Below are 230 nucleotides of genomic sequence, written 5' to 3' on the forward strand. Positions count from 1 at the left end.
TTCTCCAATAAGTGTCTTATGGCTGAAGGTTCTGTAGAGAAACTTCAGCGCACACCAAACCAAATTTAAAAAAAGAAACGAATAGTTTGCAGGCGGGGAGGGGGGCGCCATCCGCAGCGCCGGGCGCAGAGTGACGGCCAGGGCGAGCCGGCAGGACGCCGGCGAGAGTGCGGGGTGAGCAGGAGCGAATCCGCGCGGTCCGTTAAGGCCGGAGGGATGAGGCCGGGAAT

The organism is Pantoea eucrina (assembly GCF_001691555.1).
GTDB classification, from domain to species: domain Bacteria; phylum Pseudomonadota; class Gammaproteobacteria; order Enterobacterales; family Enterobacteriaceae; genus Pantoea; species Pantoea borealis.